This window comes from Micromonospora sp. NPDC002389 (assembly GCF_040296095.1).
GTDB lineage: Bacteria > Actinomycetota > Actinomycetes > Mycobacteriales > Micromonosporaceae > Micromonospora.
The window spans coordinates 422,039-446,127 of sequence record NZ_JBEOWP010000006.1 but is presented as its reverse complement, the minus strand read 5'-3'; the positions used below and the strand labels follow the sequence as shown (position 1 = coordinate 446,127).

The following is a 24,089-nucleotide window of genomic DNA, read 5'->3' as shown; positions in this document are numbered from 1 at the left end:
TCCGGTCGCGACTGCGGGGCTCGCAAAACCGGCTCACTCCTCGCGCTCACTGGTCAGCCTCCCCGCTGCTGGCGGCCCGGATCGCCTCGACCAGGATGGCCAGCCCCTCGCGGGCCTCCTCCTCGGTGAGCGTCAACGGCGGCCCCATCCGCAGCACGTTGCCGTAGAGGCCGCCCTTGCCGACGAGCAGCCCACCCTCGCGGCACGCCTCGAACACCCGCCCGGTCAGTGCCGGGTCCGGCTCGTCGGTGCCCGGCCGGACGAACTCCACGGCCAGCATCAGGCCCTTGCCGCGTACCTCGGCGACCTGGTCGAGACCGGCCACCGCGGCACGCAGGCCGTCAGCGATGATCGCGCCGACCCGGGCGGCGTTGGCCTGCAGGTCGTGGTCGAGCAGGTAGTCCAGGACGGCGTTGCCGGCGGCGGTGCTGAGCGGGTTGCCCCCGAAGGTGGAGAAGCTGATCGCCGGCACCGACTCCAGCACCTCCGCCCGACCGACCACCCCGGCCAGGGCGAACCCGTTGCCGACGCCCTTGGCGAAGGTGAGCAGGTCGGGGGTGACGCCGTGGGCCTGGTAGCCCCAGAAGTGCTCGCCGGTCCGCCCCCAGCCGGTCTGCACCTCGTCGGAGATGAGCAGGATGCCGTGCTCGTCGAGGACCTTCTTCCATCCGGCGAACAGGCCGTCCGGCCCGTGCACGAACCCGCCGACGCCCTGGATCGGCTCGGCGATCAGACAGGCCACGTCGCCAGAGGTCTGGGTGGCGAGCACCTCACGCAGGTCCTCCACCGCCGCGTCGACCCGGTCGCCCTCGGGCAGCCGGGCGAGCAGGCCGCGCAGCCGCTCACCGGAGTGCAGCCAGGCCACCTGGAGCGGGTTGAGCGCGCTGGCCGACCAGCCCCGGTTGCCGGTGGCGCCCATCGTCGCGTACGTGCGGCCGTGGTAGCTGTTGCGGACCGCGAGGATCTGGTGCGAGCGGCGGTAGTTGGTGGCCATCAGCAGCGCCGCCTCGTTGGCCTCGCTGCCGGAGTTGGTGAAGAAGACCCGGGCGTCCGGGATCCCGGAGAGCCGGGCGATCTTCTCGGCCAACTCCACCTGCTGCCGGATCAGGTAGAGCGCCGAGGTGTGCACGATCCCGGTGGCCAACTGCCGCTGCACCGCCTCGCGGATCTCGGCGATGTCGTAGCCGATCATGTTGGTCAGCACCCCGCCGAAGAAGTCCAGGTAGGTGCGCCCCTGGGCGTCGGTGACCCGGCGGCCCTCGCCGGAGACCAGTTCGATCGGCTCGGCGTAGTAGAGCGGCATCCAGGACGGCAGCACGGCCCGGTGCCGGGCCAGCAGATCGTCGGTCATCGTCGCACCCTTCGGTTCGCGGTCACCGCGACGGTGTCACCACCGCCACTGCCCGGACAAGAGCCAACGTGTCGCCTGCTGGTCGGCAGCCGTTGACAGAACGTCAACGTTTTCCGTCGTCGGCAGCGGATTCGACCACGTTTTCGGTGGCGACCTCGGGCCTCGGGCCGCGTTTTCCGCCAGTTCTCCGCCAGCGCACCGGCGCGCGCTGACCATCGCGGCCAGGGCGCAGCCCGCCCATCGAGGCATTGTGGCCGCCGGGAACTGTGCAGCGACGCGGGGTGCACACCGCGCGAGCGACCGAAGCGTTGTCAGCTTTCCGACTTCCTCCTGGCAGCCGGCCACAGACAGGGATTGACTACCTCCCACCGAACTGTTCGTAGCACTCATTGCTGTCGATCATCATGGGCTTATCAGCCATTCATCTGATCGACAGCCTTTACGGATGCACGAGATATTGCAACGATGCCGAACAGCTTATTCGCCAACCCCGAGCGAGTCGCGGAAGAATTGGCGTCGCAGAACTATCTGGCCGAACACGGCCTCGCGGCGGCGGTTTTCCTTGCGGACCAGCTCGCTATGCCACTGTTCCTCGAAGGCGAGCCGGGCGTGGGCAAGACGATGCTGGCGAAAAGGATCAGCGACGCGCTCGGCGTGGACCTGATCCGACTCCAGTGTTACGCCGGCATCGACCGCTCCCAGGCGCTGTACGAGTGGGACTTCGCACGGCAGTTGCTCCACATGCGAGCCGGCAACGACGGAGATTCGATCTACCGCCGGGAGTTCCTGCTCGCGCGGCCGATTCTGCGGGCGGTGGAACAGCGACCATCGGTGCTGCTCATCGACGAGATCGATCGAGCCGACGACGAGTTCGAGGCGTTCCTGCTCGAGGTCCTCGAGGGTAAGACGCTGAGCATCCCCGATTACGGGACCATCCGCATGGACGAACCGCCGTTTGTCGTACTCACCTCCAACGGGACACGGGAGGTACACGGCGCTCTCAAACGGCGGTGCGTCTACCACTGGATCGGCCACCCCGACGAACAGCGTGAGGCCGAGATCATTCGGCTCAACGTGCCGGAGGTGGTGAACACCCCGCTCGCGGAGCAAATCGCGGCGACGATGACCCAGTTGCGTGGGCTGTCGCTGATTCGGCCACCAGGTGTCGCGGAGTCGGTCGGTTTTGCTCGCGCTGCCGTGGCACTCGGACGACACACCGTCGCCGACGCGGCAGACGAAGCCCTCGGCGTCCTGGTCAAACACCACGAGGACCAGAGCATCGTGCGGAAGATCCTCAAGCCGGCGGCGCAATGAATCGCAGCAGTGACGCGGTCACGGATCTGATCGGCTTCGCACATCGGTTGCGCGCCGGTGGTCTGGTGATCGACCCCGCCCGTGTGGCAAACGCGCTACGCGCGCTCGGCGCGTACGGACCACGCGGGGCAGACGACGTCTATTGGGCCACTCGGCTGACCCTGTGCTCCCGGCACGACGACCTACGGACGTTCGACCGGGTGTATCGGGAGTGGTTCGGCACTCCGGCGCCGATGGTCACCGTCGTACGCTCCCGGCCGCAGCCCGCACTCGGCGACGAACCTGCAGTGGACGGGGCGGACGTCATCGCCGGAACGGACGGCGCACAGGTCGTCGTACAGGCGGGCCTTGCCGAGCAGTTGGGCACCCGCTCGCGCCGGCTGCTCAGCGCTGCCGACCTCACCGAGACGGCCACGTTCATCGAGGCGATGACCCGGTCGGTGCCGCTACGCCGGACGATGCTTCGTGTCCCCGGCGGTCGCTCGTCGCTCGATGTGTCACGCACCGCACGGTCGATGCTGCAACACGGCTGTGAACCGGTCCGGCTGTGGTATCAGCAACGGAACAGCGTACGTCGTCGCCTGGTGCTGCTGCTCGATGTCAGTCACTCGGTGCGGGAGCACCGGAACCGCCTGCTGCGGTTCGCGTACGCCGCAGTCGCCGTGGCTCCCGGGACGACCGAGGTGTTCACGATCGGCACCCGACTCGAACGGATCACCCCCGAACTGCGGGTACGGAATCCTCAGACGGCCATGGACGCGCTGGCCGACCGGCACTCCGACTGGGACGGCGGTACCCGCCTCGAAGCGTCGGTCACCACGTTCGTCCGACGGTGGGGCGGACACCGCGTCGTGCGAGCGGCGAACGTGGTGCTCGTCTCCGACGGGTGGGAACTCGCCGATCCCGCTCCGCTGGTGGCTCAGGTCGCACGGCTGTCCCGTCTGGCCCACCGGGTGATCTGGGCGACCCCCGACATCGACAAGGTGAGCTCTGCCCCGGTGGCACCGGCACTGGTCGACAGCCGGCGATACGTCCACCTTGCCGCTGCCCACGACGCTGCGGCCCTGCGATCGCTCGCCGGTCTGGTCGGCTGTACGCCGTGCGGGACGCGCTGCACCCGCCATCGCCAACTCAGTCTAGGGAGCACCAAATCGTGATGGACGTGCGCCGTTCTCTCGCTCGCGACGTCATGCTGTCCCTGGCGCATGATGCCGAAGAGGCGATGACGATCGTTCGCGACCGGGATCGCACGGCAGTGGTGGTCAGCGACGAATACGCGTTGTTCCGTCTGGCGGTACACCGCTATCTGCTTCAGGCCGACGGTGACCGCAACCCGGCAGAGAGCCGGGTCGACCAGGACTGGTCCTTCCGGAGCATGGGCATGGTGCAGGCGGCGAGCATCTTGCGGTTCTGCGCCTTCATGGGGGTCCGCCTGGACTGCGGGAGGGACGTCGAGGACCTCTACCGCGCCGCACTCGCCGAACTGCGACCGTGCGGCGACGCTCACCCAGCGCGTGACCGGCTGGCCGAGGTCACCGCCACACATCGGCTGGTGCGCAGTCTGCGTACCGCTGGGAAGCTCGACGAGGCGCTGCGTCTGTCGACGAGGCTGGGGCCCGACTTCTTCTACGCCAGCGGCGCCGAGCCCCGTTTCGCGGACCTTCAGTTCGAGATCGGTGCGTGCCTACTCGAGATGGGGCGCCCCGCCCAGGTGTTCAGTGCGCTGGGCGAGTTGGAGAAGACCTACTGGGAGACGTCTGCGGCTCGTTCCTACTCCACCCGCCACCGACACGACTTCATCCTCGCCCTCGCCGAGCAGGGCCGCGCCGAGCAGGGCGCGGCGATCGACCGGATGGAGGCGGCGCTGGGGCATCTGACCACGCACCGGATCTCCGACACCCGTCACGACGTGTACGAGTTGTCGCTGACTCTCACCTACGCCGAGATGCTCGCTGATTCGGAGGCGCACCACCATCGCGCGATCGAACTCGCTGAACTGGCGCTCGGCATAGCCGAGCGGATCCGGGGCCGGTGGGGGGTGATCGCGCGTGCCCGCACCCCGCTGTCACGGGCCTTCCGGCGGGTGTACGGCGACGTGGCTCTGTTGACGGCACGACTGCCGGGTGCCTCGGCGGCTCGACTCGGCCTGCGGGTCTGCCTCTCGGCCAAGCAGACCGGATTCGCCGGTCACCTTCGGGCCGGCGAACTGCTGCTCGCCCCGCGGCTCCGCGGACTGATGGCCGAGGTCCTCGCCGTCGAACAGGCGGAGTCCAGCGACCTGGTCGGCGACGACGAGGCGCTGCGGGACAACCGGCGCAAGCAGGAGCGAATGCTCGCCGAGCTGCACGAGCGGATCCTCAAGAGGGTCAACCCGATGCTCGCCGACATGATTCTGCCGACTCCGACGGATGTCAGCGATCTGCTCCGGGTGGTCGGCGACCGGCACGCGTTGGACTTCGCCGGGTTGCCGGACACTCTCGGCGGCGGCACGAACTGGTTCCGTACGTTGACGACACCGGACGGGCATGTCCAGTTCGAACGGTTCAGGCCGGGGCCGCATTTCGCCGACTACTTCCACGGGCTGGACGGCCGGAGAGCATGGGTGGACCGACTCGACGAGGCCCGCGAGCATCACCGGCCGGACTGGCATGCGTTGGCGCTTGAGATCCTGCCCGCCGAGTTGATCCGACGACTGCGGGACACCGCCTCGACGGACGAGCCGATCGAACTGCTGGTGTCGGCGCATCAAGAGCTCAGCCTGCTGCCGTGGGCCGCCCTTGAGATCGACAGTGGCGGAACCCTGCTCCTCCACCATGCGGTAATCACCCAGACTCCGGTGCTGACCTGCTTGTCGAGGCCGCATCCGCCGTTCGTGTCCGGCCCGGCGCTGGTCCGTCTGGTCGCCGAGGGTGCTGTCTGGATCGACCGGGAACGCGGGGCCTGGGGTTTGCCGGCAACCGGCGGTAGCGTGCCGCTCAGCCGGTGCCCGCTGCAGGGCGAAGCGCCTCGAACCATGGCCCGATCGAGGCTGAGCGCGGAACTGATCAACCCCGAGGAGCAGTGGCGTTTCATCCACGTCGCCGCCCACGGCGGGGGGACCGGCCTGGACCAGCACCTGAGGCTGCCGGAGGAGACCGCGACGGCGGGGTCACTCACCGCGGCGTACGCGCTCGCATTGCGCTGGCCCGAGTCGGCGTTGATGGCGTCCTGCCATATCGGTCGCCTGGTCAACGTGGAGGACGCCGAACCGCTGGGCTTCGTCATGGCGGTACTCACGGGCGGCAGCCAGTGCGTCGTGGCGGCGATCGACAGGGTGCCGAACCTGCCCGCAGGCCGTATGGCGGGACATTTGGTCCGGCTCGTCCGGGGTGGAAGCGTCCGTCTTGACCACGCGCTGCGCAGGGCCCAGCTCAAGCTCGCCCGTACGGAGCATGTGGTGAGCTGGGCCCTGTTCAACACGTACGTCAGATAGGCCGCTGTCGGCGAACCGGGAGACCCAGTACCTTCTCGACCCTCTCGGCCCGCTCTTTCTCGTGGGCGTAGGCGTCGAGGACGAACCACCGCGCTCGCCACTCACGATAACCAGGGGCACCACCAAAGGCTGATCTGCATTCCTCGATGCTGTCGATGACGCGCGGCATGATGGCGCTGCCGATCCCCCGATGTACGCTGCGTTGTTTCTGGCGGTCTCTGCTGTCGGTGACCCGCTCGCTCAACCAGACACACATCGCCTCGACCGCCTCGTCGTCGAGCGTCTCGTGCTCAAGACATGCGGCGAACGTCAGTGCGCTCGGCAGGCGGTGCCCAGGCATGATCAGGGCCGCGCTGAGCCGGGTCTGAACGATCTGCACCTTGAGATCGTCCCGCGGCTCGACCTGCCTGCCGTTGGAGTCCTCGATCGGTCGCTCAATGTACTGGTAGGCATGCTCGAACCGGCCACGAAGGCGCTCACGGCTCTGCTGCCACGTCTCGTCGTCACCGAGCGGCAGGCGACCGATGGTCTCCATCTCCGCCGCCAGCGCAAGCATCAGGAGGACCGCGCGGGCGGTCATGATGCCGGGGTTTATGAAGCTCGTGGGCAGCGCGAGGCCGTACTCGTTCACCTCGTCCACGAAACCGTGATGTTTCTTCACCCGGTCCGCCGCCACGAGTGCCTGCTCACCGATCTCCACTCCGCCGGCCAGCTGGTCGAACATGCGCTGCGTGTACTCGACCTGGTCGGCCGAGGGGAAATCCTCCACCCAGTGGCCGATGATCCGCTCCGCGATGCGGCAGGCGGTACCCGTCTCGGCGAGCACCAGTTGCACGAGGACCTCGTCCAGCGCCCGCAGGTACGGATCGTCCGCCGCCGCGTCGCGACTCCGGTGGTAGCTGAGGAACTCGCTGTGTCGGGTACGTGCATCCTGATGGAGCATCCGCGCCCGGTCATACCCGTCCTGAGTGTCCCGCTTGGAGGCGGCGAGGGCCTGTGACCGGAAGGCACCGAGGGCCCTGGCGGCGTACTCCGGCCATGGGAGGTTCCGGGCGGCGCTCACGGCGCGCGCGATCAACTCGTACCTGCGTTCGATCTCGGCCAGAGCGTTCTCGTCGTGCTCCCTGCGGCCGTCATTGATCTGCCGCAGGGTGTTCCAGGTGGCCTCGTAGAGCAGCCATCCCATCAACGGCAACCGGGCAGCCAGGTGATCCGGTGGCGTTTGTCGGACCGCCTCGCGCCGATAGCTCTCCACATCGGCTTCTATGTCGGTGACCAGATCCTCGTCGCAGGTGATTGTGCCTCGACGGAGCGCAACACAGAGCTCCCGCAGACGGTCGACGCTCATCATGACGATAGTCGCTCCAGTTCTCCAGGTCAGGGTCGATCAAAGCGGTACGGATCGGGACCGCACGGCCCAACGGGCCACTGCGATCCCCGCCACGGCTGCGACGGCCGAAGCGGCGATGAGGCTCGCCCCGACGGGCGCCGGTTCGCCGGTGCCCCACCTCGCGAACGCGGTCGCCGCGAACCAGGCCGACGACGCGGCGAACGCCACTCCGGTGACTCCGGCCCAGATCCAACTCCACCGTGAGTCGGACCTCGCGCGCATCGTGCTGACGAGCGGAACGAACAACGCGGCGCAGGCGATGCAGACGAGGAAGGGCACCTTCAACGACGCATACGTCGGCCAGGGGTAGTCGAGGGTCTGTGAGGCGGCGAGCAGCAGCCCCACTGCCGCGATGACACTGGTCTGCACGACGGTGAGAAACTCGGCTCGCTCACCCTGCTCGCGCAGGCGCTGTTCGATCTCGGCCGACCCGATTCGTGCCATCGGTTCGCCGTAGGCGACCGCGTCCCGCACGGTGTCGGCCTCGTCCGCGATCTCGGCCAACAGCCATTGTGTGTACTGGAGGTCCTCGCTGATCGGGTCACCCGGATCTCTCCCCCAGGCAGGGTCGCGGTCGCCCAGTCGAACGGAGACTCGTCCACCCTCGGCGAGCCAGACACCGGCGTTATCGGCCGCTGCCTCGACCGTGCGGTGCATCGTCCGCAGCACCGCCTCGTGCGCGGACAGCAGCGCCACCTGTCGCCGCAGCGCCGACAACGATGCCTCCTGCGCCGCCGTCCTCCTGCGACGCGTCGTCTCGGCGCGCTCGAAGCGCCTCGCCTGATCGAGCAAGGCATCGGGCCGATACCGCGTGCGGCGTTCGACGAACCGCCGCGCCTGGTGCCGCACATTGGCCAACTGCCAGAAGTACGCCGGCAGCGGCGGCATCGCCGCGTGCCGGTTCGGCCACACCCACGCGTCGCTGTCCGTCTCACGATCGGCTGGTGCGAGCAGCACCGCCACCCGATCCGGTCGATGCTGGTCGTCCGCGCCGACCTCCCACAGGTAGCAACCGGTGAAGAGTTCGGCGGCCGCACTGCCGAGCGGGCCGAGCCCTTCGGGCAGGGCTGCCACGACGGCGTCGGCGAGCCGCTCGACCTCACGATCGTCGTCGTACAACGCGTAATAGAGCTTGACCCGACCGGCGTGGCCGGTGTCTGGATCCACACCGACCGCCTCTCGCCAGTCCCGGTCGAGTTCCCGCCAGGTTCGACTGTCGTCCTGCGGCGCCAGGCAGACCAGGAACGCCGCAAGCCGGAGGGAGGCGTACTCAATGGCCTGATAGATGTGCCCCGGGGCGGGCGAATCGTACAACCGTCGTGGCCATGGGCCACCGGGCCGAACGAACGAGGTGGCCTGCGTCCGACTCATGCCGAGGAGCCGGCATGAGTCCGTCAATCGGCGCAACGCCCTCCCCTGCGGTGCACTGTCCAGGTAGGTGTACACGTGCATTGCCTGGCCCCGCAGGCTCATCTGCTCTGCTCGTCCGGGTCGCGCGGGTACCGCTGCCGGATCACCTTCATCTGCTCTTCCAGGTTCTCGCTCGCCGTCCGCACCATTCGGGGCGAAGGTATCGACGGGCTGGGCTCTGCCAGTTCGGCCTTGGCGGATTGTCGATAGGACCTCCGGTCCATTTCGCCGCGCAGGAACCGCACCGCTGCCAGGTCTCCGCGATCGAGAGCCTCCTGCATCCGACGCACGGCCTCGTCAAGCTGTTTCCATTCGGCCGGCGACAGTTCGCACGCACGGACGTACCTGAGCGTCTCGGCTGCTTCGTCGAGTATCTCGGCGGCGTCAGCATCGTCTATGGCGTCCATCGACACACATGGTAGATGCAGATGCCAACAAGGCGTTCCACCGTCCGAATGGCCTTGCCACCGCACCGGCAGATGATCCGCCGCTTTCGGTAGAGCCATTCTGGACGTTCGGACTAAGAGATCAATTCCGCGGTCAGCCCATCCGCGACCCGCACACCTCGGCTGAGTGATCCGGCTCGCCGATCAGAACGAGCAGTTCACCAGATCGCATTCGGGGCCGAGCCGGATACCGAAGTGGGCCTCGACGCCATCCCGGACGTGGGCGGCGAACTTCATGACGTCCGCGGCCGTCGCACCACCCCGGTTGGTGACGGCGAGCGCATGACGACTGGACAGCGCCACGGTCCCGTTACCCCACTCACGACCGTAGCCCCGAGGGAACCCGGCGTGCTCGATCAGCCACGCCGCCGGTAGTTTCGTGCCCTTGACATCGAAGTAGCGGGGGCATCCAGCGGCGCTGTCCGGCACGTGGGTCAGCACGGGATTCACGAAGAAGGAACCAACGCTCCAGGTGTCGTGGTCCTCGGGGTCGAGGACCATGCCCCGACTGCGGCGCAGCTCGAGGACGGCATCGCGGACGTCGGAAGGCGGCGCAGTTCCGCCAACCTCGATGTCCAGCTTCTTCGCGAGGTCGACGTACTCGATGGAGCGTGACTGGCTGGCGCGACGCAGCCGGAAGGTCACGTCGACCACCACCCACCGACCACTGCGCTTGAAGACCGACTGTCGGTGACTGCCGAACCCGCACCGGTCCGGGGACCATCGCTCCAAGCAGTCGGTCTGCCTGTCGTACACCGTGAGCGACTCGAGCACGTCAGCCGTCACCGTGCCGAACGCACCCACGTTCTGCACCGGCGTTCCGCCGGCCGAACCGGGAATGCCGGAAAGCGCCTCCAACCCGGCAAGCCCTTCGTCGAGGCTCGCCGAGACGACGTCGTCCCACACGGCTCCGGCGGCGGCGGTCACCTGGTCGCCCTGGATGTCGAACTCCGACGATGCGACCTTGACGACGGTGCCGTGCCACCCGATGTCGCCGACCACCAGGTTGGATCCTCCGCCCATCACCAGCAGCGGATCATCGGATCCCCGCGACTCGCGCAGGATCTCGACCAGCTGGGGCGTGGTCTCGGGGACACGGAGACGGCCGACCGGGCCGCCCACCCGCATCGTGGTGAGGTCGGCGAACGTAATGGTCACCGGGCCAGCCTACTGTTCGGGGCCGAGGTGTCCCGTCCGCTCCCCGGCGGTGGGTGTGACGCGACCAGGAGTCAGGACGAGGATCGAATTCGGCGTACCGCTGCGTCGACCGCACTCTCGCAGATCGAGCGATAGTCGTCAGAGGGCGTCCTCCGCAGCCGGAGACCGGCAAGAATATTCACCGGCCAGGTCGACACATCCGTCGGCGGCGTGCCGTTGACCTCAAGGAACAACTCCAGATCATAGTCGTTCGAGGTCTGCACGAGGTAATCCTGCACGACGGCAAGAAGCGCCACCGAAAGCTCCAGCACGAAGATTTCCGGGTCACTGTCGGCTGCCGCCTCGACGGCCGCTGCTATCCGGTCCTGCAACATCGTGGCATCCACGGACGCCAACCTGCACCGGTCGTCCACCGAGATCGGGTTGTCAGTCTTCTCGATCACAATACGGCACATCCTGTCGAACCGGTCCGACTGACGGCAGCCTCCCCAGAGGAGGCGGGATTTGTTTCGTCGCGAATTGAAGCGCCGGAGGCGTCCGCATGCAACCCGACTGTCGGACTTCCGTCAAATAGCCTCATGAGCGGGCCCCATTCCTAACCTTTGCCACCGGCTCGCCTCACTTGATGTTCCCGAAACTCGGCGAGCGCCCCCTATAAGTACCGCCACACGATGAGGGTCGCGTCGTCGTGCTGCTTGGGCGGGCGGCGGCCCGGGCGCGCGAGCAGGTCGGGACGAGTCCGCTCGCACCTGCGGACCGCGTCGATGACGGCACGGGGCCCGGACCGTTCGACAAGTTCGAGCACCTCGGCCCACCCGAACTGGAAGAACTCCGTGAGCCGCGAGACGCCGTCGGTACACAGCACCAACCGGTGCAGACCGGCACGGGCCACACTGCCGGTCACCGCCTCAGCAGCCGCCGCCGGTTCGGTCGACGCCACCCAGAAACCCCCGGCCCTGTTACGCAGCCGGGCGACGGTGTGCCGGTCGTAGGCTTCCAGCCGATCCGTCCGGTCGTCCCGGACGACGGTGATGCCGTCACTGTTCTCGATCACCACCGACGAGTCGCAGAGCACCAGATAGTCGACGCGATCGCCACGCTCACGGACCATCGCGACCGTGGCCGACGGACTGTTCGGGTTCGTCAGGTCACAACCGCCGCCATGGGACTCCCGAAGCCGGCCAATCGCCGCGGCGAGGACCCGGTCGAGGGCACTCGTCTGGTCGGCGGACAGCGCCTCGACGAGGCAGACGCCAAGTGTCCGCACCAACCAGGCCGGATCGTGGACACAACCGGTCTCCAGGCCGGACAGTTGTGTTACCCCGTCGAGCACGATCGCGATGCCCGGTGCCGCGATCGCATAGTCCTCGTTGGTCCGCCCGGCACCGGCCTCGCCGGCGAGAAGGACTTCCACGTCTCACTTCCCGATCTCGGCGGAGTGGACCACACAGGCATCCGTTCGGCCGTCGGCATCCGCCAGCCTAAGGATCGTACCGACCGTCTGGGTGACGAAGTGATATCGGAGCGTCGGCTGTCGATCAAAGCGACACGCCCCTAGGATCGATCCGGTCGCTGTCGGGCCGCAGCGATGGCTGCGGAAAGGAGAGTCGTGGTCGCCTACGAGCCGGTTCCGCTTCCGAGGTGCCCCTCGCGCCCGTCGCTGGAAGCGATCGTCACGGACGTACACCGCTGGGCATCCTCCGCACCCATGCGCGACCTGGTCGACGCCTTCGGCGGCACCGTTCCCGTTCTCACCGGCGAGAACGTCACCAGTTCCCTCCTGGCCTGGCTTGACGACTTCTCCGACGGATGCTGGAACTTCCGTGGTGGCGCCGAGCGGCCCGCAGCCCGGGAGCCCGACCTGACCCCCGAGGGTCGGGCTCTGGTGCTGTCGGCCGCCGACGCGCTCGGGCTGGTCCAGGTGGCCAAGCCGCTGCACCAGCGGTACACGCACCTGATCGTGCTGGGCGGCCTGGCCCGTGCCTGCCTGCAACGGAACTCCTACGCCGCCGCGCTGCTCAACGGCGGTTTCGTCGGTCGACCCGAAGTGGCCGCGCTGGGCAGTTTCCGACCCCTGACCGAGCCGGAACAGGACCTGCTGACCGAGCACGGCACGGCCGGTGGCGAGACGGAGATGGACGCGATGGACGCCGGTGTCCAGCGCTATCTGGGCCTCGGTGAGCCGGACAGTGAGGAGTCCTCGCTGGACCCCAACCCCCACCTGTCCTGGCGGATCCGCACCTATCGGCGTGAGGGCGCGCCGACCGTGCGTGTACTCGCCGCCCCGTCCGGCGACCCGGCACGACGGGCCAACACTGCCGACACCCAACGCTATTGGGCCGAGCGGCTGCGGCTCACCCCGCAGGACCGCGTACTCGTGGTGACCTCGGCTATCTATGTGCCGTTCCAGCACGCTGACGCGATCCGGACGCTCGGCGTGCCCTTCGGTGTCGAGGTGGACACGGTGGGCGTCGAGGCCGACTGGTCGCACGAGCCGACGCTCCACCAGCCGGTCACCCCGGGCAAGTATCTGCAGGAGATCCGCTCGGGCATCCGGTCCATGCGTTGGCTGGTGGCGGCGGTGCAGGAGGCAGAAGCCCCGACGACCGCCCCAGCATGAGCGGCTTTCCGGTCGTCGATCTGCCTGCGGGCCGCTCACCGGTCGTCCATTCTGCGATGGGCGCGGCGATCGACGACTGGACGAGATCACCAGCCCTACGCGCGCTCGTCACCGCCTTCGGCGGGACACTGCCGGTCGGTCACCTCAGTCACCGGCTGGCCTGGCTCGACGATTTCTCGCTCGTCTGGGATACCCGCAACGGCGGCGAACGACACGAGTCACGGCGGGTCGACCATGGACAGGACATCCGCGAGCTGGTCGATCACGTGGCCTTGTCGCTGGGGCTGCGCGGTCGGCACCGGCCGGGCCGCAGGTACTACCAGCATGTGCTGATCGCCGGCGGTGGCGTACGTACCTGCGTCGCGCGTTCGTTGTTCGCCGCCGACCTCATCTCCGGCGGTGTCGTGGCCGATCAGGTGTCCGGTCTGGGTAGCCTCCGCCCGATCGCCGACAAGGAACGCGACCACGCCCGTTACCTGGGCCTCACCGGTATCGAGACCGAGTTCGACGGAATGGACGCGGGGCTACAGCGGGCGTTCCGGCTCGACCGGCCGGTGGTCGACGAACTAATGGTGGGCGGCGGGTTCAGCGGCTGGCGGGTACGCACCTACCGGTTCGGGTCCCGGGACATACGGACTCTGGCGGCACCGTCCACCGAACCGGCGACCCGCCGGGCCAACACCGCCGACACGTTGGAGTTCTGGGCCGAGCAGGTGGGACGACCGGAGCCCGGGGACAACGTCCTGCTGGTCACCACCGACCTGCACGTGCCGTTTCAGCACTGCGACGCGCTCCGTACGCTGACCCTGCGTCACGGTTGCGGCGTCGACACCGTCGGGCTGGAGCCGCAGGGCCTGGCCGACCCGCACCTGCGGCACGTGTACCCGACCTCGGCCGTGCTCCAGGAGGTACGGTCGGCCGTCCGGTCGATGCGCGCCCTCTACGAGGCGTTGCCACCGGTTTCCTCGATCGCCTCACGGAACGCCTCGGAGCGGTGCTTGTAGTTGCGGTACCGGCCGTAGCTGGGGGCAGCCGGCGACAGCAGCACCACTCCACCGGCCGGAGTGAGCTTCCGGGACTGGCGGACCGCCGCGGTGAGGTCCTCGGCGATCTCGCTGCGCACACCCGGTAGGTCGGCCAGCGCAGCGATGATCCGAGGACCGCTGTCCGGGATCCCGATGACGGTGATCTCGCGTTCAGCGAGATGCTCGCGCAGCGGGCCGTAGTCCACCCCTCGGTCGCTGCCACCGACGATCACAGTCAACGGTCTGCCGTCGTAGGCGTCGATGGCGTGCATCGCCGCGTACGGGCTGGTGGCCAGGGTGTCGTCGACGAAGGTGAGGCCGGACGAATCCGCGATCTCGGTGAGCCGGTGGGCCAGCCCCTGGAACTCGGCGACCGCGATCGCGAGGGTGTCCTTACGCTCGACCAGGTCCACGCCGAGCGCGTCCAGCACCGCGAGGGCCACGCAGAGATTGCCCTCGTTGTGCCGACCGACCAGAGGGAGCACCGCCCGGGGGAACAGGGGCCGATCGACCAGGTGGAACCAAGGTCTGCCGTCCGGTCCGCCGGCCACGTTCACCGAACCCGCCGTCCCGGCACGGACCGCCGCCCGGTCACCCAGTTCCACGGCGAGCCGGGGGTCGGCGCCGTTGACCACGACCGTACGCGGGCCGTAGGAGATCAGGTTGAGCTTGTCCCGGTAGTACTGTTCCTCGCTGCCGTGGGCGTCGAGGTGCTCGGGGAAGAGCGCGGTGACGACCGCGATCCGCGGCGAGTCGGCCAGGTCACTGCACTGGTAGCTGGACAGTTCGAGCACGTACAGCTCCGCGTCGGGCAGTTCCAGCGTCGGCACCCCGATGTTGCCACCGAACACGTTCGGTCGATCCACTGCGGTGAGCAGATGGCTGATCAGACTGGAGGTCGTGCTCTTCCCCTTGCTTCCGGTCACGCCGATGGTGCGATCGCCGTGGTCAGCCATCCACAGCGCCGTACCCTGGGTGACCAGCACGCCGCTCTCGCGCAACTGCGCCATCCACGGGTGGGTCTGCGGCACCCCGGGCGAGCGGACCACCACGTCCGCGGCGAGCAGGCGTTCCAGTCCTGCCTTCCCGGTGACCAGCGGCGCCGCTTCGGCGACCGCACCGTCCCAGGGCAGCGAGAGGAAGTTCTCCCGGTCGTCCACCGCGACCAGCGACGCAGGCCCGTGAGCGGCGACGGCAGTGGCAGCAGCCAGCCCTTCACGGCCAGTGCCCCAGATGGCCACAGTGCGTCCGCGCAGGTCAGACAAGTGCACCTGTGATCTCCTTGCTCGCGTCCGGGCTTGCCCGGACTAGTATGACCTGTGCCCAATACGCAGTTGGCGCGGATGGACGCGTTCACCTTCCCGTCCTACTCGATCGATCTCTCGACCGGGGAGGCGTTGTTCGACTACGCCCTGACCGGGCCCGACGGCGAGCAGCGATTCACCGAGGTGATCACGCTCCCGGTGCCGGACGAGTCACCGTCGGACGCCGCCGTGGCGGCGCTCGGCCGGGTGCTGGAGCTGCTGCACGTCGTGGCCGGCGTCAGCTACTACAAGGCCGCCGCGCCGGGGCAGTTGGTGCTGCCGGCGCCGCTGGGCCCGGCCGCCGCCGAGTTCGTCACCGCCGTCTACACCAAGGGCCTGGCCGAGTACGCCTACCGCAACCAGTTGCCGTACGTGCTCGAACTGTCCCCGGTGATCCCGGAGGGCCGGGTCGCTCCCGTCACGGAGTACGACAACTCGGACCGTCGACCGCTCAGCGCGGTCGGCGGCGGCAAGGACTCGATCGTCAGCCTGGAGGCGATACGTCGTGCCGGTCTGGACCCGGTCCCGTTCTCGGTCAACCCGAACCACGTGATCAACGCGGTGAACGCGGCCTCCGGGCTCACCCCGTTGGCCGCCCGGCGACGCCTCGACCCGGTGCTGTTCGAGCTGAACGCGGCCGGCGCCCGCAACGGGCACATCCCGGTCACCGCGATCAACTCGCTGATCGCGGTCGCCACCGCCGTGCTGCACGGGCTCGGTCCGGTGGTCATGTCCAACGAGCGCTCCGCCTCCGACCCGAACCTGATCTGGAACGGCCACGAGGTCAACCACCAGTGGTCCAAGGGTGTCGAGGCCGAGGGGCTGCTCCGGGCTGCGCTGGCCGAGCACGCCGGGCTCACCGAACCGTACTTCTCCCTGCTGCGCCCGCTGTCGGAGCTGCACATCGCCCGACTGTTCGCCACCATCGACCGGTACGACGACGTGGTGACCAGTTGCAACGCGGCGTTCAAGCTGCGCGACGCCAGCGAGCGCTGGTGCCGCGACTGCCCCAAGTGCCGGTTCGTCTTCCTGGCTCTGGCCCCGTTCATGTCCCGCGAGCGGATCACCCACATCTTCGGCGGTGACCTGCTCGCCGACGAAACGCAGATCCCCGGCTACCGGGAGCTGCTCGGCGTGGACGGGCACAAGCCGTTCGAGTGCGTCGGCGAGGTGGAGGAGTCGGTGGTGGCACTGAGCCTGCTCGCCCAGCAGCCGGACTGGCGGGACGCCCCGGTCGTACGCACGCTGGTCGCCGCCGTGCCGGACAGCGCGTGGGCCACGGCCGCCACCTCCGACGTCTTCACCCCCGGCGGCGGCCCCAGCTACGTCCCGCCCGCCTACACCAAGGCCCTGCACTCGCTCAGCGAGTGACGGACGTCAGGCGAGCCGGTGCCGGATGGCGTACGCCGCCGCCTCGGTGCGGTTCCGCGCACCGATCTTGGCGAACGCGTTGTTGGTATGCGTCTTGATCGTCGTCTCGGCGACGAACAGGGGCCGCCGCGATCTCGGCATTGGTCCGCCCCGACGCGAGATGGCCGAGCACCTCGGCCTCCCGCTGGGTCAACCCGTCCGGCAGCCGGTCCGGCACCACCTGCGCCGGCCGGGCCATCGCCTCGACCAGTCGGGCGGACACCACCGGGTCGAACAACCCGTGACCGGTGGCCGCCGCGCGCAACGCCATCCCGATCTCGGCCCGCCCGGCGTCCTTGGTGAGATAGCCGCACGCCCCGGCCGCGAGCGCCCCGGCGATCGACTCGTCGTCGGCGTACGTGGTCAGCACCACCACCGCCACCTCCGGGAACCGCTCCCGGACCTGGGCGGTCGCGGCGATGCCGTCCAGTACCGGCATCCGCAGGTCCATCAGGACCACGTCCGGCCGGTGTTCGGCGACGAGGTCGAGAGCCCGCGCGCCGTCGCCGGCCGCCTCGACCACCGTCACTCCGTCGGTGAGTTCCAGCAGGGCGGTCAGCCCCTCCCGGACCAGTTGCTGATCGTCGACGACCACCACCCGCAGGGCCGCGTCACTCATGCCGCCCCGCGCTCGCTGACGCTCGCTCATGACGGCACCTCCGCCGTCACACGCCATGCGCCGTCGACGACGCCCGCCTCCAGGGTGCCACCGACCAGCGCGATCCTCTCCCGCGCCCCGGTCAGCCCGTGCCCGCCCGGTCCGGGTCGGGTGCCGGCCGGGTCCGGGGCCGGGTTTTCCACGATCAGCCGGGTGCGCGGCCCGCGATAGTCCAGAGCCACGCTGACCGGGGCACCCGGGGCGTGCCGGGCCGCGTTGGTCAGCGCCTCGCGGACGGTACGCAGCAACGACACCTCCGCCCCGGACGGCAGGTCCCGAGGAGTGCCCTCGGTCCGCAGCGTGATGGTCGCCGCATGGTCGGTACGGAACCCGGCCACCAGGTCACCGAGGGCACGTGGCAGCGGCGGCACGTCGGTACGCAGCGCAGCCACCGCCGCCCGGGCCTCGGCCAGGCCGTCGTTGGCCAGCCGCCGGGCCCGGCGGATCCGCTCGGTCGCGCCCACGACGTCGCCCTGCTCGCCCAGTTGCGCCTCGGCGACCGCCAACTGCACACCCAGCGCACCCAGCGAATGTGCCAGCACGTCGTGCAGCTCCCGGGCGATCCGGGTCCGCTCGTCCAGCGCCGCCGCCCGGGCCTGGGCCTGCTGGGTGCGCGAGGTCTGCTCCAGCAGCAACGCGGTCTGCTCGGCCCGCAGCCGGTACTCGCGCCGGTGCAAACTGAACAGGACCAACACGGCGATCAGCACCGGCTGGGTCAGCATCGCCGTCGGTCCCCGCCCGGAGAACCAGAGGACGATCGTCAGCACCGCGATCACCGCGCCGGTGAGAGCCAGGATGGCCGCCATCGGCATCCGGGGCAGCAACACGAAGGTGAACAGCCCCGCGTACACGAAGATCAGCGCCGAGGCGTCGTCCGGCACCCCCGCGACGGTCGCCGCCGAGAGCGTGACCAGGGCCAACGCGCCCCGGGCGAGCCGGGGCCACCGGCTGTCGGTCAGCAGGAACACCACCCAGCAGGCGAGAGCGGCGGCGAGCACCGGCCGCACCTCGGCTCCCGGCGGCGTCAGATACAGCCACGCCCAGAGCAGCAGCGCGCTGAGCACGATCCGCACCAACCAACCGGTCTCCGGGTCGTCGGCCCGCAGCAGCCGTACGCCCCGGCGGGTCGCCCGCCGCAGTCCTCCGCCCACGATCACTCGCGTTCCCGCACCAGGGTCAGGATCAGGTCCAGCACCAGCAGACGGTAGGCGACGAACGCGAGCCCCACCACGCCGAGTACCACCAGAATCGCAACGATCACCCGACCGGTCATCCGGCCGCCCTCCTTCTCGATCACCCGGTCGATGACGGCTCCGGCCAGCCGGGTGCTCCGGTTGCCCTTGCCGTCGCCGGCCAGCAGATAGTTCGCGGCCCGTACGACGGTGCCGTGACGCTCGGTCCGGGACGTGGTCCTGCCGTGGTTCCGCTCGGTCATGTCCCAGGACGCTACGAACGGCACCGGGTGGACCGGCACCGCCACAGGGTGGAGATCAGGGTGGAGCCCCGCCGCACGCCCGCGCCCGTGGTCGTGCCCGTGGTCATGCCCGGGTCCGCGTCCGCCCCGGCGATCATGGACTTGCGGTAGTCGATATCGACATGTAGGCGGCTTTTGTTCCCGCCACGACTCCATGATCGGCGCGGCGGACGGGGGCGGGGCACGGCGAGGCGGGCGGCGAAGGGTGGGGGTGGGGGGTCAGGAGGTGCGGATGGCGTCCAGGGCCAGCAGGGCGACGTGGAGGGAGAGGCAGGCGTCGACGGAGTCGAGGTCGACGTCGAGGATGCGGCCGATGCGGGCCAGCCGCTCATAGAACGCCGGCCGGGACAAATGTGCCGCGCTGGCCGCCGCCGACTTGTTGCGGCCCTGCTCCAGGTACGCCCGCAGGGTGCCGAGCAGGTGCTCACGTGGGTGCCGGGCGTCGTACGCCAGCAGTGCCCCGAGCTCACGCTCGACGAAGGTCTGCAGGCGCGGCTCGTCGCGCAGCAGGTGCAACAGCCCGGCGAGCCCGACGTGCGGCAGCCGGAAGATCGGCAGGTCCCGCCGGTCGTTGCGGGCGGCCTCGGCGACCTGCCGGGCCTCGATCAGCGACCGGCCCGCCTCCCGCAGGCTGCTGACCCCGGAACCGGCCGCGATGATCAGCCCAACGGCACCCCTCCCACCCCGGGCAGCCCGGGTCGCCGCCGGATCGGACGATCTCGCCTCGGGGCGGTGCCGACGCAGCGCGGCGGCGAACGAGGCCAGCGCCCGCTCCTCCGCCGTCGGGTCGGGCAGGGCCAGCAACGCCCCCACCGCCTGGTCGTCCACGGCGCTGGTCAGGCCGGTCAGGTTTGCCTCGCGCACCGCCTGACCCACCGCCTCGGCCAGGTCCCGCAGCCGGGCCGGACCGGGATCGTCCCCGTCACCGGCCCCGGTCGAGCCGCTCTCCGGGTCGTCGACCCGATGCCGGACCACCACCCCGACCAGGTGCCGACGTTCCAGCACCAGCCCGAGCCCCCGCGCCCGCAGGGCCACCTCGTCCACCGGGCGGGAGCGGTCCAGCAGCGCCGTGAGCAGGGTGCGGTGGATCTGCCGTTCCAACCCTTCGGCGTCCCGCCGGATCAGCCGGCCCAACGCCAGCGTCGACGCGGCCCGCTCGACCAGGATGGTCAACCGCGTCGGCGGCGAGAGCCCGCCGGTCACCGCGTCCTGCGCCGAGTTCCACTCGCCCCCGCCCGGCCAGCGCAGCAGCAGCCGCCCCCAGTCCTCCCCCCGCGCGCCAACCATGGTCACCAGCCAGCCGCTGTCCGGGTCGTAGACCGTACGGCCGACCGGACGGATCCGCCGCGAATGCTGCTCCCACCCGTCGAGCAGCAGCTCGGCGTTCTCCCGCGCCGGGTCGTACGCGAGCACCTGCCGGGACAGGTTCTCCAGCACCACCGGGCAGCCGGACAGCTCGGCGGCCTGCCGGACCACCTCGCCCGGGTCGGCACCCTCCACCGACAGCTCGGTGAACCGCTGGTGGATCTCCTCCGCCGCCCGCAACTCGGTGAGCTGCGCGTCCACGATCAGTCCGTGCACCGCCTCGGTGACCCGGACGAACGGGGTGGCCCGGCGCAACTCCACCAGCGGCAGCCCGTGCCGTTCGGCGGCGGCGGCCATCACCCGGGGCACCCCGGTGTGATACCGACGGCCCAGCTCGACCACCAGCCCGGAGACACCGACCCCGGCGAGGTCCCCGATGAAGGCCCGCAGCCCGGCGTCCTCGCCGGGTAGTCCGATGCCGGTGGTCAGCACCAGCTCGCCGCCCCTCAGCAGGGTGGCGATGTCCGGCACCTCGGCCACGTGCACCCAGCGCACCGGCCGGTCCAGCCCCGCCTCCCCGGCGACCAGGCGCGGCGCGCCGTGGCGGACCGGATCCAGCGCGAGGACCTCACGGACGGTAGGGAACACGGGCGACACGGTACCCGCAGGTCGACCCGAACCTCGACGGTCAGGCGTCGTCGCGGCCCAACTCCCAGCAGGCCACGGCGGTGGCGGCGGCCACGTTGAGCGAGTCCACGCCGCGCCGCATCGGGATCACCACGCGTACGTCGCTGGCGGTCATCGCCGCCGACGTCAACCCGGCCCCCTCGGCACCGAGCAGCAGCGCCGCGCGGGCCCGCTGCTGCGGCGTGAGCCGCTGGATGGGCACCGCGTCCGGGGCCGGGGTCATCGCCAGCACGGTGAACCCGGCGGCCCGTACCTCGTCCAGCGCCGCCGGCCAGGGTTCCAGTTTCGCGTACGGAACGGCGAAGACCTCGCCCATGCTGACCCGTACGCTGCGCCGGTAGAGCGGGTCGGCGCAGGACGGCGAGAGCAGCACCGCGTCCACCCCGAGCGCGGCGACCGCTCGGAAGATCGCGCCCAGGTTGGTGTGGTTGTTGACGTCCTCCAGGATCACCACCCGGCGGGCGGTGGCGAGCACCTCGGCGGCGCTCGGCAGCGGCGTGCGCCGGAACGACGCGAGGACCCCCCGGTGCACGTGGAATCCGGTGGCCTCGCGCAACACGTCCTGGCTGGCGGCGTAGACCGGGGCGTCACCGGTGTCCAGGTCGGCGAGCTGGTCGACCCGCTTGGCGTCGACCAGGTACGACCGGGCCGGGTACCCGGCCCGCAACGCCCGGCGCAGCACCAGCTCCCCCTCGGCGATGAACAGGCCGTGTGGTGGCTCCCAGCGGGTCCGCAGCTCAACGTCGGTCAGCGCACGGTAGTCGCCGATCCGCTCGTCGTCCGGGTCGGTGATCAGGTGGACAGGCACCCGCCGATTCTGCCGGACCAGGTTCGACTGGTTCCGCCGTGGTCCGGCCCGAGTCGACTCGACGGCCGGCCGAATGCCCTCGATGAAGAGGTGAGACGATGGCGATCATCGATTGCTGACTGGCCTGAACCGTCGACGGTCTCTGCCCGAGGAGGAAGGCCCGTCGCCCGAATCGACCGCCGCACGGTCCGGCCTGCGACAGAGTGTGGAAGTGGTGATCGGCGATGTCCATCCTGGACACATGCGATGGTTCGGGCACCGAGGATCGGGCGTATCTCGGTCAGAGAACGGTCTGTACGAACTCGTGGGTCGCCGTTCCGATCTGCCGCTCGGTGACCAGATCGTGCACTTCCGCGATCTGGTGTCGGCAGACATCGATTGGGCCGACTCCCGCAAAACTCGTTATCGGCAGGCATTGCACCGGGTCAGGATCGCATCCTTGGTCCTGGCCGCATCCTCGACGGTGGCGCTCGGAATCGACGGGTTCGATCAGGGAGCGAATCTCGCCCTGCCCATGGTCGCCACCGTGACCGTGCTCGGCGCGTTGGAAGGCGTCTTCAACTGGCGGTCACGGTTGGCGATGATGGAGGAGACGCGGTACCGCTTGAACCGGCTCCGAGATGAGATGGACTACTACCTCACGGTCACTCCATCGGAGGAGATGACCCGAACCGAGCTCGACCGATTCTTCGCCGAACAACAACGCATCTGGCGCGACGTGAGCCAACGGTGGACCGAACTACGTGCCATGCACGATCCGCCACCCGCCAACCCGACCGCGTCCACCGGCGCGAGCGGCGCCTGACGCACTGACGCGAACCTTGGTCGCCCCTGGTCCGTCCGGGTTCATTCCGCTGCCGTGATCCGGTCGGGCGGGACGTGGGCGGTGAGCCAGACGCCGCTGGCGGCCTGGTAGAACAGGTGGCCGGTCTCCCGCATGCCGGCGGCGTCGACGGTGAGGACCACCGGCTCGCCGCGCCGGGCCCCAACCGTGACGGCGGTCGGCCGGTCGCCGGAGAGGTGCACGTGGGTACGACCGCGCGGCCGGAGCCCGTCGGCGCGGATGCCGGGTAGGAAGCGGGCGACGGTGCCGTGGTAGAGCAGCGGTGGAGGCGGCACCGGCGTCAGACGCAGGTCGACCGGGACGGTGTGGCCCTGGGCCGCCCGGATCCGCCCGTCGCGGACCTCGAACCGTTGTTTGTCGGTGTCGCCGGTCAGCCGGGCCAGCAGCGCACCGTCGATGCGCCGACCGTGGCGGGCCAGCGCGGCGAGCAGCACCTGCACGTCCACCCATCCGGCGGAGTCGAGTGTGATCCCGACGGCGGCGGGCTGGTGACGCAGCACGTACGCCAGGAACTTGCTGGTCGCGGTGGTTCGGTCGGTCACGGTCGTGGCCCGAGCCGGTCGAGCAGGTCCCGCACGACCGGCTCGCGTTGTGGGCGCCAGGCCGCCCAGTAGCGGATCATCGGCAGACCGTGCACGGGGACGGCGCGCAGGCCGTCGGGGAGTTCCACGCAACCGTTGACGACGGTGGCGCCGACGCCGAGCGCCGACAGGTGCACGAGCAGGTCCCAGCCGTCGACCTCGGCGGCGACCTGCCAGGTGACGCCCGCGTCGAGCAGCGCACGGTCCAGCGCCCGCCGGTGTGCGCGCCCGGCCGGGGGGACGACAAGGTCCAGCCCGTCGAGGTCACGGAGTCGGACCTGCTGCCGCTCGGCCAGCGGGTGCCCGTCGTCGATCACGAGCACCTGCCGGTACGCGGCGATCTGCGTCGACTCGTACTGCCGTCCCGGTGGATCGTGCGCGACCACGGCGAGGTCGGCACGACCGGCGGAGATCGCGGCGAGGGCGGCGTCCCGGTCGGCGGTGATCACGTGCACCCGGCGGCCCTGGCGGCCGATCTGCCGGATCGGCTCGGCGATCACCCAGCGCAGCGTGCCCCGGCCGGCGGCGATGGTCATGGTGGGTGTGGCGTCCTGGTGCAGTTCCCGCAGGAACTCGTCGGTGCGGCGGCGGGTGTCCGACGCGTACGCGGCGAGGCGTTCACCGGCGACGGTGAGGGTCAGCCGACGGCCGTCCCGCTCGTAGAGGTCCACCCCGAGCGCGGTGGCCAGTTTGCGGATCTTCACGTGGAGCGAGGGCTGGCTGATGTGCAGCGCCGCAGCGGCGGCGGTGAAGTTGCGGTGCTCGGCGAAGACCGCGAACGACCGCAGTGCGTCGGCTTCCAGCAGGTCCCGCCCGTTCATAACCTACGACT

At 69.7% G+C, this 24,089-nt stretch carries 22 protein-coding genes; 7 read left to right on the top strand and 15 right to left on the bottom strand.

Going from position 1 to position 24,089, the window contains the following annotated elements; genetic code table 11:
- Window positions 1-46: 46 nt before the first annotated feature.
- The gene (locus ABT008_RS15010) at window positions 47-1,351 is read right to left on the bottom strand and encodes an aspartate aminotransferase family protein (protein ID WP_350696741.1); all 1,305 of its coding nucleotides are present in this window, start codon (window positions 1,349-1,351) and stop codon (window positions 47-49) included.
- Between the two features lie 465 nt (window positions 1,352-1,816).
- Here ABT008_RS15010 and ABT008_RS15005 point away from each other — a divergent pair, with 465 nt between their 5' ends.
- The 3 genes from ABT008_RS15005 to ABT008_RS14995 all read left to right on the top strand — a co-directional run bounded on the left by ABT008_RS15005 (window position 1,817) and on the right by ABT008_RS14995 (window position 6,137).
- Window positions 1,817-2,665 (top strand): AAA family ATPase, encoded by an 849-nt coding sequence (locus ABT008_RS15005; protein WP_350696740.1) that lies wholly within the window; start codon window positions 1,817-1,819, stop codon window positions 2,663-2,665.
- Entirely contained in the window at window positions 2,662-3,822 is a 1,161-nt protein-coding gene (locus tag ABT008_RS15000) for a vWA domain-containing protein (RefSeq protein ID WP_350696738.1), read from the top strand. Before ABT008_RS15005 ends, ABT008_RS15000 begins: the two co-directional genes overlap by 4 nt.
- A gap of 65 nt (window positions 3,823-3,887) precedes the next feature.
- The gene (locus ABT008_RS14995; RefSeq protein WP_350696737.1) at window positions 3,888-6,137 is read left to right on the top strand and encodes a CHAT domain-containing protein; all 2,250 of its coding nucleotides are present in this window, start codon (window positions 3,888-3,890) and stop codon (window positions 6,135-6,137) included.
- Here ABT008_RS14995 and ABT008_RS14990 read toward each other — a convergent pair.
- The 6 genes from ABT008_RS14990 to ABT008_RS14965 form a co-directional block, all read right to left on the bottom strand.
- Window positions 6,130-7,485: a hypothetical protein gene (locus tag ABT008_RS14990; protein ID WP_350696735.1), complete on the bottom strand. Its 1,356-nt coding sequence runs from the start codon at window positions 7,483-7,485 to the stop codon at window positions 6,130-6,132. The two genes, ABT008_RS14995 and ABT008_RS14990, sit on opposite strands and share 8 nt — an antisense overlap.
- Window positions 7,486-7,524: 39 nt before the next feature.
- Window positions 7,525-8,979 carry a CATRA conflict system CASPASE/TPR repeat-associated protein gene (locus tag ABT008_RS14985; RefSeq protein ID WP_350696805.1) on the bottom strand — a complete coding sequence of 485 codons (1,455 nt, stop codon included), beginning with the start codon at window positions 8,977-8,979 and terminating at the stop codon, window positions 7,525-7,527.
- Between the two features lie 17 nt (window positions 8,980-8,996).
- The gene (locus tag ABT008_RS14980; RefSeq protein WP_350696733.1) at window positions 8,997-9,344 is read right to left on the bottom strand and encodes a CATRA system-associated protein; all 348 of its coding nucleotides are present in this window, start codon (window positions 9,342-9,344) and stop codon (window positions 8,997-8,999) included.
- Window positions 9,345-9,527: 183 nt separating this feature from the next.
- Window positions 9,528-10,541, bottom strand: a complete 1,014-nt coding sequence (locus ABT008_RS14975; RefSeq protein ID WP_350696731.1) for a UDP-N-acetylmuramate dehydrogenase — start codon at window positions 10,539-10,541, stop codon at window positions 9,528-9,530.
- Window positions 10,542-10,612: 71 nt separating this feature from the next.
- Window positions 10,613-10,984, bottom strand: coding sequence for a glycosyltransferase family protein (locus ABT008_RS14970; RefSeq protein WP_350696730.1), 372 nt, complete (start codon window positions 10,982-10,984; stop codon window positions 10,613-10,615).
- 209 nt (window positions 10,985-11,193) lie between these two features.
- Window positions 11,194-11,955 (bottom strand): protein phosphatase 2C domain-containing protein, encoded by a 762-nt coding sequence (locus ABT008_RS14965; protein ID WP_350696728.1) that lies wholly within the window; start codon window positions 11,953-11,955, stop codon window positions 11,194-11,196.
- A gap of 174 nt (window positions 11,956-12,129) precedes the next feature.
- Here ABT008_RS14965 and ABT008_RS14960 point away from each other — a divergent pair, with 174 nt between their 5' ends.
- Entirely contained in the window at window positions 12,130-13,161 is a 1,032-nt protein-coding gene (locus tag ABT008_RS14960) for a hypothetical protein (RefSeq protein ID WP_502890430.1), read from the top strand.
- Between the two features lie 56 nt (window positions 13,162-13,217).
- Window positions 13,218-14,165: a hypothetical protein gene (locus ABT008_RS14955; protein WP_350696724.1), complete on the top strand. Its 948-nt coding sequence runs from the start codon at window positions 13,218-13,220 to the stop codon at window positions 14,163-14,165.
- Here the strand turns inward: ABT008_RS14955 and murD are convergent.
- Entirely contained in the window at window positions 14,102-15,457 is a 1,356-nt protein-coding gene (gene murD, locus ABT008_RS14950; RefSeq protein WP_350696722.1) for a UDP-N-acetylmuramoyl-L-alanine--D-glutamate ligase, read from the bottom strand. The two genes, ABT008_RS14955 and murD, sit on opposite strands and share 64 nt — an antisense overlap.
- A gap of 48 nt (window positions 15,458-15,505) precedes the next feature.
- Here murD and ABT008_RS14945 point away from each other — a divergent pair, with 48 nt between their 5' ends.
- Window positions 15,506-16,861, top strand: a complete 1,356-nt coding sequence (locus tag ABT008_RS14945) for a MurL-like N-terminal domain-containing (protein ID WP_350696721.1) — start codon at window positions 15,506-15,508, stop codon at window positions 16,859-16,861.
- Here ABT008_RS14945 and ABT008_RS30475 read toward each other — a convergent pair.
- The 5 genes from ABT008_RS30475 to ABT008_RS14915 all read right to left on the bottom strand — a co-directional run bounded on the left by ABT008_RS30475 (window position 16,851) and on the right by ABT008_RS14915 (window position 21,907).
- Window positions 16,851-17,549 carry a response regulator gene (locus ABT008_RS30475; protein ID WP_502890429.1) on the bottom strand — a complete coding sequence of 233 codons (699 nt, stop codon included), beginning with the start codon at window positions 17,547-17,549 and terminating at the stop codon, window positions 16,851-16,853. The two genes, ABT008_RS14945 and ABT008_RS30475, sit on opposite strands and share 11 nt — an antisense overlap.
- On the bottom strand, window positions 17,546-18,715 hold the full coding sequence (locus ABT008_RS14930) for a sensor histidine kinase (RefSeq protein ID WP_350696719.1): 1,170 nt from the start codon (window positions 18,713-18,715) through the stop codon (window positions 17,546-17,548). The genes ABT008_RS30475 and ABT008_RS14930 overlap by 4 nt, the downstream gene beginning before the upstream one ends.
- Window positions 18,712-18,993 (bottom strand): hypothetical protein, encoded by a 282-nt coding sequence (locus ABT008_RS14925; RefSeq protein ID WP_350696718.1) that lies wholly within the window; start codon window positions 18,991-18,993, stop codon window positions 18,712-18,714. The genes ABT008_RS14930 and ABT008_RS14925 overlap by 4 nt, the downstream gene beginning before the upstream one ends.
- Before the next feature lie 258 nt (window positions 18,994-19,251).
- On the bottom strand, window positions 19,252-20,985 hold the full coding sequence (locus tag ABT008_RS14920; protein ID WP_502890428.1) for a PucR family transcriptional regulator: 1,734 nt from the start codon (window positions 20,983-20,985) through the stop codon (window positions 19,252-19,254).
- 40 nt (window positions 20,986-21,025) lie between these two features.
- Window positions 21,026-21,907, bottom strand: coding sequence for a TrmH family RNA methyltransferase (locus tag ABT008_RS14915; RefSeq protein WP_350696803.1), 882 nt, complete (start codon window positions 21,905-21,907; stop codon window positions 21,026-21,028).
- Window positions 21,908-22,073: 166 nt separating this feature from the next.
- Between ABT008_RS14915 and ABT008_RS14910 the strand changes: the two genes are divergently transcribed.
- Entirely contained in the window at window positions 22,074-22,637 is a 564-nt protein-coding gene (locus tag ABT008_RS14910) for a DUF4231 domain-containing protein (protein WP_350696714.1), read from the top strand.
- 41 nt (window positions 22,638-22,678) lie between these two features.
- Here the strand turns inward: ABT008_RS14910 and ABT008_RS14905 are convergent, their stop codons facing one another.
- Together ABT008_RS14905 and ABT008_RS14900 are read right to left on the bottom strand one after the other, a co-directional pair.
- The gene (locus ABT008_RS14905) at window positions 22,679-23,218 is read right to left on the bottom strand and encodes an RNA 2'-phosphotransferase (protein WP_350696713.1); all 540 of its coding nucleotides are present in this window, start codon (window positions 23,216-23,218) and stop codon (window positions 22,679-22,681) included.
- Window positions 23,215-24,078 (bottom strand): LysR family transcriptional regulator, encoded by an 864-nt coding sequence (locus ABT008_RS14900; protein WP_350696711.1) that lies wholly within the window; start codon window positions 24,076-24,078, stop codon window positions 23,215-23,217. The genes ABT008_RS14905 and ABT008_RS14900 overlap by 4 nt, the downstream gene beginning before the upstream one ends.
- Window positions 24,079-24,089: the final 11 nt, after the last annotated feature.

Coding starts and splice junctions, on each gene's coding strand:
- ABT008_RS14900 (WP_350696711.1), bottom strand. CDS start 24,078: ATGAACGGGCGGGACCTGCTGGAAGCCGACGCACTGCGGTCGTTCGCG.
- ABT008_RS15010 (WP_350696741.1), bottom strand. CDS start 1,351: ATGACCGACGATCTGCTGGCCCGGCACCGGGCCGTGCTGCCGTCCTGG.
- ABT008_RS14925 (WP_350696718.1), bottom strand. CDS start 18,993: ATGACCGAGCGGAACCACGGCAGGACCACGTCCCGGACCGAGCGTCAC.
- ABT008_RS30475 (WP_502890429.1), bottom strand. CDS start 17,549: ATGAGCGAGCGTCAGCGAGCGCGGGGCGGCATGAGTGACGCGGCCCTG.
- ABT008_RS14985 (WP_350696805.1), bottom strand. CDS start 8,979: ATGCACGTGTACACCTACCTGGACAGTGCACCGCAGGGGAGGGCGTTG.
- ABT008_RS14995 (WP_350696737.1), top strand. CDS start 3,888: ATGACGATCGTTCGCGACCGGGATCGCACGGCAGTGGTGGTCAGCGAC.
- ABT008_RS14910 (WP_350696714.1), top strand. CDS start 22,074: ATGCGATGGTTCGGGCACCGAGGATCGGGCGTATCTCGGTCAGAGAAC.
- ABT008_RS14990 (WP_350696735.1), bottom strand. CDS start 7,485: ATGAGCGTCGACCGTCTGCGGGAGCTCTGTGTTGCGCTCCGTCGAGGC.
- ABT008_RS14980 (WP_350696733.1), bottom strand. CDS start 9,344: ATGGACGCCATAGACGATGCTGACGCCGCCGAGATACTCGACGAAGCA.
- ABT008_RS15000 (WP_350696738.1), top strand. CDS start 2,662: ATGAATCGCAGCAGTGACGCGGTCACGGATCTGATCGGCTTCGCACAT.
- ABT008_RS15005 (WP_350696740.1), top strand. CDS start 1,817: ATGCCGAACAGCTTATTCGCCAACCCCGAGCGAGTCGCGGAAGAATTG.
- ABT008_RS14955 (WP_350696724.1), top strand. CDS start 13,218: ATGGGCGCGGCGATCGACGACTGGACGAGATCACCAGCCCTACGCGCG.
- ABT008_RS14960 (WP_502890430.1), top strand. CDS start 12,130: ATGGCTGCGGAAAGGAGAGTCGTGGTCGCCTACGAGCCGGTTCCGCTT.